Raw genomic sequence first — 10,162 nt, 5'->3', positions numbered from 1 at the left:
GTGGACCGGCTCCTGGAGCGCAGCGATGCCGAGCTGGTCGCCGCGACCTTCTCCGCCGAGCCCGCTGAGCGCTTCGTCCATGCCCACCTGGCCGCTCTGCGGGCAGGGGCGGCCCTCGTCGAGGCACATGCCGCCGTCGGCGGCGGGCGGCCCTCCCACCGCGGTCGCCCGCGGCCCGTCTGGGAGCTGGTCGCCGCCCTCGAGCCCGGCCTGCTCAGGTGGACCGCCCTGTTCGCGGCGGCGGCTCCGCTGCGCGCCGCCCTGGAGACGGGCCGCGCGGAGGTGGGCGACGAGCGTGCCGACCTGGCGCTGGCATCGGCGGAGGAGTTCCAGGACGAGGTCCGTGCGGTCCTCGCCCGGGGGGTCGAGGCGTCGAGCCAGGGGGCCCGCGGCGCCCTGCGGGCCTCGTGATCGTCCGATGAGCAGATCGGCCGTCCCGTCCGGCGTCCGTCGGTCATGGGGACACGACGACGACGGCTGCAGCATCCTGCACGTGGACATGGATGCCTTCTTCGCCTCGGTCGAGATCGCACGTCGCCCGCATCTCGCTGGGCTGCCGGTGATCGTCGGGGGCTCGGACCGCTCCGTCGTCCTGGCGGCGACCTATGAGGCGCGGGCCTTCGGTGTCCACGCTGCGATGCCCATGAGCCAGGCGCGTCGCCGCTGCCCGCAGGCCGTCGTCGTCCCACCCGACCACTCCGCGTACCGCGCGGCGTCCGGGCAGGCGATGGGCGTGATGCGGGACATGACGGCCGTGATGGAGCAGGTGAGCATCGACGAGGCGTTCCTCGACGTGTCAGGCGCCCGACGCCGCGTCGGCGGTCCCCTCGTCATCGCCGAGCAGATCAGGGAGCGGGTCCGCCGAGAGGTGGGGGTCACCTGCTCGGTCGGCATCGCTGCCACCAAGTCGATGGCCAAGCTGGCCTCGGGCATGGCCAAGCCCGACGGCGTGGTCCTGGTGCCCCGGGCGGCGACGGTCGAGCTCCTCCGCTCGCTCCCGGTCGCTGCGCTGTGGGGCGTGGGCGACAGGACGCGGGAGCTACTGGAGCGCTGGGGGATCGAGACCGTGGCCCAGCTCGCCGACGCGGACCCGCTCGTCCTGCAGCGCGCTGTCGGTGCGGCCACCGGACGTCACCTCCACGACCTGGCATGGGGCCGTGATCCGAGGCCCGTCGTCCCGGGGCACGTGGAGAAGAGCATCGGGGCGGAGACGACCTTCGAGTCCGACCTGCGGGACGCCACCCGGATCGAGGCACACCTCCTCGCGCTCGCCGATCGGTGCGCCCGTCAGCTGCGCGAGAAGGAGCGGTGCGCGCGGACCGTCACGCTCAAGGTGCGGACCACCGACTGGCGCACCGTGACGAGGTCGCGCACGCTCGTGGCCCCGACGGATGTCGCACGGGAGGTCTACCTCATCGCTCGAGAGCTCTTCGCCGGTCTCGACCTGCGAGGTCAGGCCGTCCGGCTGGTCGGGGTGCGTCTGGAGGGGCTGGTCGACGACGCCGAGAGGCAGCCCACGCTCGAGGAGGCGGTGATCGGTGCCCCGGCCCAGCGTCGGGCGGAACAGGCAGTCGACGAGGTCAGGTCCCGTTTCGGACTCGCCTCGGTACGACCGGCCACGAGCCTGCGCTCGTCCTCTCGTCGCTCAACTACCGCACATCCCCGCGGGGAACTATCCTGAGACCGTCCAGTCCCATCGGCAGCGCGGAGGTAGCGATGCCTCTGTCCGAGTACGAGCAGCGCGTTCTCGAGCAGATGGAGCAGCAGCTCTCATCTGATGACCCCAAGCTCGCCAGCGCGATGCACGGGAGGTCGTCGAACTCCCTGACTCGCTGGCTGCTCGCCGGAACCGGCGTGCTCGTCGGTCTCGGCCTCCTCGTCGCCGGTGCGGCAGCAAGCCTCGCCTGGCTCGGCGTCGTCGGCTTCGTGCTGATGTTCGGCGCGGTGCTGTGGGGCTTCTCCCGGCCGCGACGCCATGGTCCCCAGGGTGCGGTGGCGCCCGACGGCTCGGTCCGTCCGCGCCCCTCCGCCCCTGCGACGCGTCGTCGCGCCGGCTTCCTCAGCCGTTTCGAGGAGCGCTGGGAGAAGAGGCGCGACCAGCGCGGTTGAGCTCGGTCGTGATGCGCTCGATCAGGGCCTCGAGCTCGGGGGCCGCCCACGGCGGCGCCGTGGGCGCGTAGCGCCCGCCCTCCACGATCGCCGCGAGGCGGCGCACGTCCTGCACGGCCTCGTCGGGGTCCTGGCCGTCGACTCCCGGGCCGCTCGGTGCGCGGTCCGGGCCGGTCTCGCTGTGGCTGAGGGCGAGCGCCAGGAGGTCGGCCGCCTGGCGGGGCGTGGTGGCGTCGGTCCACGGCACATGGGCCGAGGCAACGGATCGGATCCGTTCCCACGCCCGTTCCGGCGTCAGCGGAGGACGCCGACGCCGGGCGAGGAGTGCCGCGATGCCGACGGCGAGCAGTGCCACACCGGCCGCGATCAGCGGTGCCACGGGAGTGCCGTCCTGCTCGGTCGTCACCCCGGGCGCTGCCGGTGCGACCGGGGACGCCTCGCGGGTGGGTCGGGGATCCGCCGTCGCGGTCGGCACCTGCTCCGGGTCCTCGACCGGTGCGCCGACCGCGGGGTCCGCGTAGCTGGGGGGAGCCCCGGTCTGCACCCCTGGGGTCGGCTCGAAGCGCACCCAGCCGGCATCGGCGAACCAGAGCTCCGGCCAGGCGTGGGCGCGGCGTGCGGAGACCCGGTAGGTCCCGTCCGTGCCGCGCTCCCCGGCGAGGAAGCCGACACCCAGACGGGACGGGATCCCCAGGCTCCGCGCCATCATCGTCATCGCGGAGGCGTACTGCACGCAGTACCCCGTGCGGTCCTCGAGGAAGTCCCAGACGGCGTCGTCGGAGCGCGCGGGGGCGACGTCGACCGAGTAGGTGAACAGCCGTCCGTCCCGGAACCACGACTGCAGGGCGATGGCCTGGTCGAATGCGGTCGAGGCGTCACCGACCACGCTCGCGACGAGGGCGTTCAGCTCCTCGCCGTGCGAGGTGGGCACGGCGAGCAGCGGCGAGTCCGGCTCCACCTCGGCGGGACGGTCGGCCCGTAGCGTGTCAGCGCTCAGGTCCCTCGGGGCGACCAGCACGGTGTAGGCGAGACCTGAGCTGAGCGCTCCCTGGCTCCGGACGACGTCGTTGGCCTGGTCGTAGCCCCAGCCCGATCCCGCGTCGACGGTGCGGGGGTCCAACGGGATCGGCAGCGTGCGTTGGTCGAGGTCACCGATCTCGATGGTCACGGTCTCGACCGGGGTGAGGGTCGTCTCCTGCGGCCAGAGCACGTCCTGCGCGGGCTGCAGCGGTCCGGAGCGGCTGGCCCCCCACCGACGACCGTCGAAGGAGACGAGGGTCGAGGTGCGCAGCGGCCCGAGGTCGGCCGCGTCGGTCCGGTAGGTCAGGACGGTCCTGTCCGGGCGGTTCCCCAGGTCCGAACGCAGGTCCAGCTCGGTCGAGAGCGACAGCAGGCCGGAGCCCGAGACCGTGCCCCATCGGGCCGGGAGGGTCGTCCCGGCCCACCCGGGAAGCGAGGTCGCGAGCGGGGAGAGCACGAGGGCGACCACGGCGACGACGACGGCGAGGCCGATGGCCGGGACGGACTCGCGCGCCGGGGGTGGCGCCGCACCGTTGGGACGCACGGCCCAGAACATCAGGACGAGGCTCACCGCACCCGCCAGGACGAGTGGCGTGGACGGGGGACGGTCGAAGACGAGGGTGACGGACCATGCCACGCCGAGGACCACCCCGGCGAGACCTGGCCGTCGAAGGTCGAGGGCGAGCAGAGCGACGAGGGCGGTGAGCAGCACGACCCCCAGCAGGACGGCGAGCTCCAGTCCCGCGGTCACCTGGACCGGCGCCGTCCCGTCGGCGATCGCGCTGACCGCGTCGTCGACGAGCTCGGCAAGGCCGGGCCCAGGGGCGCCCGGGGTGCCGCGCTGGGCGAGCAGGGTCAGCCCGCCGACGACGAGGGCCCCGGCGGCCGGCCCCGCGACGGGTGCGGCGGCCCGCCGGGAGTCGCGACGGGCGAGGCTCGCGCTGCCGAGCACGATCGCCACGACGAGCAGCCCGAGACCGATCCAGCGGCCCGGGGCCAGCACCCCGTCCAGGGAGATCAGGGCGCAGGCGACGGCGAGGCCGACGGCGAGGGTGACCATCACCTGCGGGTCACGACCGCGCCCGCGGACCGGGCGTGGCGTCCTCTGCGCGCGGCCGGACGAGGGAGAGCCGGCGGTGCGCCTCGAGGCGGTGCTGCCGCGCGGAGGGGTGCGGGTCCCTGGGCTCACCGTTCTGCCGCCGCCTCGTCGTGCAGTCCGAGTGCGAGGGACCATGCCTCCTGCGGGCCGGTCCTCAGGTCGGCGGCCACTGCAGCCCAGCCGCCCCGTCGGAGCGTGTCGATGCTCGTGATCTCGGTCGCCGTGGGGTGACCGTCGGTGCGAATCAGCGCCCAGCCCTCGTGGACCGAGCCGAGCCGCGCGAGATCGGCGAGGGTCCGGCGGTCCACCGACCCCAGGACGGCGGCCACGAGCTCGCGGCCGGCGCCCTGGGCGGCGAGGGAGTCCAGCCCGTCCATCAGCCATGCCCTCGAGGTGACGCGGTCCGGGGCGGGGGTGAGGTCGACGGCGTCGTCGAGCATCTCCTCGAAGGCCTGCGCCCCCGGTCCGCGATGCAGCGGTGCCTTCCCGGCCACCAGGATCCGGACGGGGTGACCTCCGTCGAGCAGTGCACCGGCGATCGAGACACCGGTCGAGATCGTCCACTCCACCGCGTCCGGCTCGACCGGCAGCTCCAGCAGGACGGTGGCGGGGCGCCGTCCTGACTGCTCGTCCTGGCGCACGACGAGCGTGCCCACCCGGGCGGAGCTCGCCCAGTGCACGCGACGCAGGTCGTCGCCTGGCCGGTACTCGCGCAGCGCCGTGTCGTCCGGTGCCGAGGTCCTGCTGCCCGTCGCGGCACTCGTGTCGAGCGCCGCTGAGCTCCGTGGGTGCGCCAGCGGGACGACGCGCGGTCGGACGGCGACCGAGCCCTGCGCCCCGAGCGGACCGTGCCAGGAGAGGGTGCCCAGCAGGTCGGTACGGCGCACCTCGAGTGGGCCGGCGCGCCAACGACCGCGGCGCACGCCCGTGATCGGGTAGCTCAGGGTGAGCCGGTGCGGGGCCCTGGTCACCCGCGCCCGCGGTGCCCCGCCCGAGGAGAGCTCCCGGGCGGCCCGCTCGGAGATCGACAAGCGGTCCAGCCGCGTCGCGCCGGTAGCGGTGACCTCGACCTGGACGCGCGCCTCGTCGCCCACGCTCAGCGGGTGCGGGTGCACGAGCCGGGCGACCTTGATGCGTCCGTGGCGAGCCATGGCGATGTCGACGAGGAGAAGGGCGAGGCCCCCGAGCGCGGAGAGCAGGAGGACCAGTCCGAGGGTCACCAGGGTGGGGACGCCGATCGCCGTCCCGCTGATCAGGGCGCCTGCGCCCGTGCCGACCATGCCCAGCCCGCGGCGGGTGGGTCGCAGCCCGGCGAGGACGCTCCTCACGCCGTGCGTCGACCGCTCGGCGCCGATCGCGCGACCGGCAGGGGCGTCCGGGCGACCACGTCGGCGATCGTCTGGCTGATGGTCCGACCCGCGAGGCGCGCGTCGGTGCTCGCCAGCAGGCGGTGCGCCAGGACGGGCTCGGCGAGCTCCTGGACGTCGTCGGGGAGCACGTGGTCCCGGCCCTCGACGGCAGCAAGGGCCTTCGCGGCGCGGAGCAGCTGGATGGCCGCGCGCGGCGAGGCCCCGAGGCGGAGCATCGGGTCGGACCGTGTGGCGCCCACCAGGTCGACGACGTACCGGGTGATGTCCGGTGCGGCGTGCAGCCGCCGTGCGGTGTCGATGGCCGCGCGCAGCGTGAGGACGTCCGTCACGGGGGACAGCCGACCCAGGGGGTCGACGTCCTCGTGCCGCTCGAGCATCTCGACCTCTGCCTCGGGGGAGGGGTAGCCGACACTGAGCCGGGCCATGAACCGGTCGCGCTGCGCCTCCGGAAGGGCGTAGGTGCCCTCCATCTCGATCGGGTTCTGGGTCGCGATGACGAGGAACGGCTGAGGCAGCGGGTGCGTCGTGCCGTCGATCGTGGCCTGCGCCTCCTGCATGCACTCCAGCAGCGCGGACTGGGTCTTGGGCGAGGCGCGGTTGATCTCGTCCCCGATGACGACGTTGGCGAAGACCGGTCCTGGCCTGAACTCGAACTCGTGCTGGGCCTGGCGGTAGATCGTGACGCCGGTGAGGTCGCTCGGCAGCAGGTCAGGGGTGAACTGGATGCGGCCGACCGTCCCGCCGACGGAGGCCGCGAGGGCCTTGGCCAGGGTGGTCTTGCCGACGCCCGGCACGTCCTCGATGAGCAGGTGGCCCTCGGCGAGGAGGACGGCGACGGTGTACCTGACGAGGTCGGGCCGCCCGGAGATGACGCTCTCCATGGCCGCGCGGATCCGGGTCGCCGTCCTCGCCAGGGTGTCGACCTCGGCCGAGGTCGGCAGCGCATGCGTCATGGTCCACCTCTTCGTCGCCGTGTCACGAGAGTAGGCGACACGGCTCGCGCGGGCGATGGCTCCCACCAGGGCGCTCCACGTCCCTCCACCAGGGCGCTCCACGTCCCTCCACCGGGCCCCTCCACCAGCAGGCGGCCGCGCCCCCGGGGCCCGGTCCGCGATGGCGTCGCACGGGAGCCGCAGCACTCGGAGTGCCCGAGGAGCACGCCGGACGGCCGCAGTGCCCGTTCGCGGCCGGATTTCCCTCCACTTCCCTCCCTGCCTTTGACCTGCGGACTCGCACAGGTTCACCCGGACAGACGGTGATTTGGGGCTTGTAAGTGGAGGGTTGTGGAGTACCGTGGTGCACCTGGGAGGGCCGTGGGGCGGTCCGGGGGCGGAAAGGGGGCGAGGATGGGCTACTTCCTCGGGACCTACACCCCTCGTCTCGACGACAAGGGCCGCCTGATCCTTCCCGCGAAGTTCCGCCCCCAGCTGGCCGAGGGCCTGGTCATGACCCGTGGCCAGGAGCGCTGCCTGTACGTGTTCCCGGCCGAGGAGTTCGCCCGGGTCCACGAGCGCGCGAGTGCGGCGCCGGTCAGCGACAAGCGGGCCCGCGACTACCTGCGCGTGCTGCTCTCCGGGGCGCACGACGACGTGCCCGACAAGCAGGGGCGGCTGTCCATCCCCGCGAACCTGAGGGCCTACGCGGGCCTCGACCGCGACGTCGCCGTCATCGGGACCGGGAGCCGGGCCGAGATCTGGGACGCCGAGGCGTGGGAGGCCTACCTGGCGGACCGCGTGGACGCCTACGCCGAGACCACCGAGGAGGTGTTCCCCGGTGCCCTCTGAATGACCTCACGGACCCCCGCCCGCACGGCGAGGTCTCTCCCCGACCACTCTGGCGCACTTCCCCGCGCCAGAGAGGGAGCGGAGGGAGACCTGGTCGGGTGGTCGGAGGGACCACCCGACCGCTGATCACGGCGGTCACCCGCCCCGGCCCGCAGGACGACGAACGGAAGGAGAACCCGATGCACGAGCAGCGTCACGTCCCGGTCCTCCTCGACCGGTGCGTCGAGCTCCTCGCACCGGCGCTCACCGAGCCGGAGTCCGTGCTGGTGGACGTGACGCTCGGTATGGGCGGTCACAGCGAGGCGCTGCTGTCCCGGCTGCCGGGGCTGCGTGTCGTGGGTCTGGACCGTGACCCGCAGGCCATCGAGATCGCGAGCGCGCGACTGGCGCCCTTCGGCGAGCGGTTCACGGCCGTGCACGCGATCTACGACGACGTGCTCGACGTCGTCCAGGACGTCGTCGGTCGGCCCGTCCAGGGCCTGCTCGGCGATCTCGGCGTGTCCTCGCTCCAGCTGGACGAGGTCGAGCGCGGGTTCTCCTACGCCCACGACGCGCCCCTGGACATGCGGATGGACGCGAGCACGGGGATCACCGCCGCCGACGTGCTCAACGGCTACGACGAGGCCGACCTGGTGCGGATCCTGCGGACCTACGGGGAAGAGCGCTTCGCCCCGAGGATCGCCCGTGGGGTCCTGGAGGCACGACGACGTGCCCCGCTCGCGCGGACCTCCGAGCTCGTCTCGATCGTGCGGGCCGCCATCCCCGCCGCCGCTCGCCAGACGGGCGGCAACCCGGCCAAGCGCACCTTCCAGGCGCTGCGCATCGAGGTGAACGGCGAGCTGTCGACGCTCGAGAGCTTCCTCCCGGACGCCGTCGAGACCCTCGCGGTGGGCGGCCGCATCGTCGTCATGTCGTACCAGTCCCTCGAGGACCGCCTGGTCAAGCTCGCTCTCGCGCGCGGGGCCAGGTCCAGCGCACCCGCAGGACTGCCCGTCGAGCCCGAGACGCATCGGCCCTACCTCGAGCTGCTCACCCGCGGGGCCGAGCAGGCCGGTGCGAGCGAGCTGGAGGCGAACCCGCGGTCCGCCTCCGTCCGGCTGCGGGCAGCAGAACGCCTGCGCCCGACCCCTGAGCACATGCTCCTGCGAAGTGCGAGGTGGGCAGGATGAGCGCCACGGCCCCGCTCCGCGCGCCGCACGTCCCCGCGCCCCTGGCGCAGCCCACGCCGGCCGCGAGCCGCCCCGCCGCGCCACGGCTGCGCGTGGTGCACGCACCCCACCAGGCCCGCACGCGGGTGCCCTTCGTCGCTGCCTGCATGGCAGTGCTCGTCGTCTCCCTGCTGGCCGTCCTGCTGCTCAACACGCGGATGGCGCAGGGGGAGTACACCCGCTACGCCCTGCAGACCAGGCTGGCGCAGTCGGCGCAGAACCAGCAGCGCATCGCGACGGCTCTCGACGAGGCCGCCGCCCCGGCGCGGCTCGCCGCCGCGGCCGAGCAGCTCGGCATGGTCCCGTCCCCGGGCGGTGCGTACCTGCGGCTCGCCGACGGTGCGGTCCTGGGCGACCCGGTCCCGGCCGGGCTCGGCTGACGATGGACAGGACCCAGGAGGCAGCGGGGGCGCGGCGCGCGGCCCCGTCGCGCGCGAGTGCCTCGCGCCAGGGGTCGGCGCGCGCGGCATCGGCCACGAGCACCCGTACCGCAGCACCCCGCCCGGGAGTCCAGCGCTCAGCCGCGGGCGCGACCGCTGCGACCCGCCAGGTCCCCTCCGCCCGCGGACCGGTACGTGCCGGGAGGGGAGGACCGCCCTCCGCTCGGGTGTCACGTCCGGCACCGATCGGCCCGGCGGCGAGCACCCACCGGCGGCCCGCCTGGGTCCTGGCGGGGGTGCTCGCGATCCTCACGGTCTTCGTCGGCCGGCTGGTCTACGTCCAGGGCCTCGACGGCAGCGGTCTCGCGGAGACCGCGCTGGCGCTGCGCACCACGACCGTCGAGCTGCCGGGGGACCGCGGTGAGATCCTCGACGCCGACGGAGTGGTGATGGCCACGACGGTCGAGCGCTACAACATCGTCGCCAACCAGGTGCAGGTCGCCGAGTGGAAGGGCAGCGACTCCGCGGCCCAGGCGGCGGCCCTTCTCGGCCCCCTGCTGGGGATGACCGCCGAGGAGCTCGGTGCCGACCTGCTCGGCGAGCGAGGTTTCGTCTACCTCGCCAAGGGGGTCGCCCCCGACGTGTACGAGGAGGTCATGGCCCTCGGCATCAGCGGGATCTCCGGGGAGCGGACGACCGAGCGCGTCTACCCCTCGGGGACGACGGCAGGGAACATCATCGGCTTCACCGGGACGGACGGCTACGGTCTCGCAGGGGTCGAGCAGACCTACGAGGACGTCCTGGCCGGGACCCCCGGCGAGGAGACCTACGAGCGAGGTGCGCGCGGTCAGCGCATCCCCGCCGGTGACGACTCGATGGTTCCGGCGATCCCCGGCCGCGACGTCCAGCTCACGATCGACCGCGACGTGCAGTTCATCGCCCAGCAGGCGATCGACGAGCAGGTCAGCACGACGGGGGCGCAATGGGGCACGGTCGAGGTCTACGACGTGCAGACCGGCGAGATCCTCGCGCTCGCGGACTCCGGGACGATCGACCCGAACAACCCGAGCGACGGTGACCCGGCCAGGGCCGCCGCCTCCGTCTACGAGCCCGGGTCCACCGCGAAGGTGATCACGATGGCGGCGATCCTCGAGCAGGGCATCGCGACGCCGACCTCGACCTACTCCGTCCC

10 protein-coding genes are annotated in these 10,162 nt (G+C 73.9%); 7 read left to right on the top strand and 3 right to left on the bottom strand.

Features of this window, described 5'->3' with window-relative positions:
• The 3 genes from ABWK99_RS09400 to ABWK99_RS09390 all read left to right on the top strand — a co-directional run.
• Positions 1-411, top strand: a 411-nt coding sequence (locus tag ABWK99_RS09400; protein WP_372594437.1) for an SAV_6107 family HEPN domain-containing protein, incomplete at its 5' end; no start/stop codon positions are given.
• Between the two features lie 7 nt (positions 412-418).
• Positions 419-1,681, top strand: a complete 1,263-nt coding sequence (gene dinB, locus ABWK99_RS09395; protein ID WP_372594436.1) for a DNA polymerase IV — start codon at positions 419-421, stop codon at positions 1,679-1,681.
• A gap of 35 nt (positions 1,682-1,716) precedes the next feature.
• Entirely contained in the window at positions 1,717-2,109 is a 393-nt protein-coding gene (locus ABWK99_RS09390; RefSeq protein WP_372594435.1) for a DUF3040 domain-containing protein, read from the top strand.
• Here ABWK99_RS09390 and ABWK99_RS09385 read toward each other — a convergent pair.
• The 3 genes from ABWK99_RS09385 to ABWK99_RS09375 form a co-directional block, all read right to left on the bottom strand.
• Positions 2,060-4,189, bottom strand: a complete 2,130-nt coding sequence (locus ABWK99_RS09385; RefSeq protein WP_372594434.1) for a transglutaminaseTgpA domain-containing protein — start codon at positions 4,187-4,189, stop codon at positions 2,060-2,062. The two genes, ABWK99_RS09390 and ABWK99_RS09385, sit on opposite strands and share 50 nt — an antisense overlap.
• A gap of 125 nt (positions 4,190-4,314) precedes the next feature.
• Positions 4,315-5,556, bottom strand: coding sequence for a DUF58 domain-containing protein (locus ABWK99_RS09380; RefSeq protein ID WP_372594433.1), 1,242 nt, complete (start codon positions 5,554-5,556; stop codon positions 4,315-4,317).
• Positions 5,553-6,551 (bottom strand): AAA family ATPase, encoded by a 999-nt coding sequence (locus ABWK99_RS09375; RefSeq protein ID WP_372594432.1) that lies wholly within the window; start codon positions 6,549-6,551, stop codon positions 5,553-5,555. Before ABWK99_RS09375 ends, ABWK99_RS09380 begins: the two co-directional genes overlap by 4 nt.
• Before the next feature lie 393 nt (positions 6,552-6,944).
• Here ABWK99_RS09375 and mraZ point away from each other — a divergent pair, with 393 nt between their 5' ends.
• From mraZ to ABWK99_RS09355, 4 genes are all read left to right on the top strand, one after another.
• Positions 6,945-7,382, top strand: coding sequence for a division/cell wall cluster transcriptional repressor MraZ (gene mraZ, locus ABWK99_RS09370; protein ID WP_372594431.1), 438 nt, complete (start codon positions 6,945-6,947; stop codon positions 7,380-7,382).
• A 179-nt stretch (positions 7,383-7,561) separates the two neighbouring features.
• On the top strand, positions 7,562-8,551 hold the full coding sequence (rsmH, locus tag ABWK99_RS09365; protein ID WP_372594430.1) for a 16S rRNA (cytosine(1402)-N(4))-methyltransferase RsmH: 990 nt from the start codon (positions 7,562-7,564) through the stop codon (positions 8,549-8,551).
• Positions 8,548-8,970: a hypothetical protein gene (locus ABWK99_RS09360; RefSeq protein WP_372594429.1), complete on the top strand. Its 423-nt coding sequence runs from the start codon at positions 8,548-8,550 to the stop codon at positions 8,968-8,970. The genes rsmH and ABWK99_RS09360 overlap by 4 nt, the downstream gene beginning before the upstream one ends.
• Before the next feature lie 227 nt (positions 8,971-9,197).
• Positions 9,198-10,162 (top strand): peptidoglycan D,D-transpeptidase FtsI family protein (locus ABWK99_RS09355; protein WP_372594428.1); only part of this gene is annotated, 965 nt, incomplete at its 3' end.

Source organism: Actinotalea sp., assembly GCF_041597215.1.
Lineage (GTDB): Bacteria > Actinomycetota > Actinomycetes > Actinomycetales > Cellulomonadaceae > Actinotalea.
Note: the sequence above shows the minus strand (reverse complement) of the source record. Positions and strands in the feature narration are given on the sequence as shown.